Below are 692 nucleotides of genomic sequence, written 5' to 3' on the forward strand. Positions count from 1 at the left end.
GCTGCGGCCATCGCTTCATGGCTTCGACCGCGAGCGAGGGGGTTTCGTTGACGTGACCGTCGGCGTCGATGATTCGCATACTTGCTCCGCTGGAGTCTACGTCCTAGCGTCACGCGACGGGCCGGTGGCGCCGGAACCGGTGGTTGGGCTTCGGGTCTGGCGCTGCGTTGTCGGTAAGCGGCCGGAAGCAGGCCACGCAGGTCGCCCCGATCGGTCGACCTGACACTTGAACAGTCGACGTCCGCTGAGCAGAATACGAGCTGTGCGTTCCAATCACCGGCACACCGGGCAGAGTTCTGTCCCTACGGTGCTGGCCCGGGCAACGGCGATCCTCGCGGCCTTCGACCGGGAGAGCCAAATCCTTGGGGTATCCGCGCTGGCTCACTGTACCGGACTAGCCAAGTCCACCGTGCACCGGCTCGCCGGCGAACTGGCCCAACACGGCTTCCTGGAACGGCGAAGAGAGGGTTTTGTGCTCGGGTTGCGCCTATTCGAACTAGGCGAACTGGTCCCTCGCCAGCTCGACCTTCGCGGGGCTGCACTGCCTTATATGGCCGACCTTCGTGCCGCGACGAAGCAGACTGTTCATCTCGCGGTGCTCGACGACACCCAGGTGGTCTACGTCGAAATTCTCCGGCACCGTGACGCCCCGCCATTGCCGTCGCGGGTGGGTGGCAGATTTCCCGCGCACG

1 protein-coding gene is annotated in these 692 nt (G+C 65.0%); it reads left to right on the forward strand.

Features of this window, described 5'->3' with window-relative positions:
• Nucleotides 1-262 precede the first annotated feature (262 nt).
• Nucleotides 263-692 (forward strand): helix-turn-helix domain-containing protein (locus F6Q13_RS18940; RefSeq protein WP_293059795.1); only part of this gene is annotated, 430 nt, incomplete at its 3' end.

The sequence above is a fragment of the Mycobacterium sp. genome (assembly GCF_008709575.1).
Classification (GTDB): Bacteria; Actinomycetota; Actinomycetes; order Mycobacteriales; family Mycobacteriaceae; genus Mycobacterium.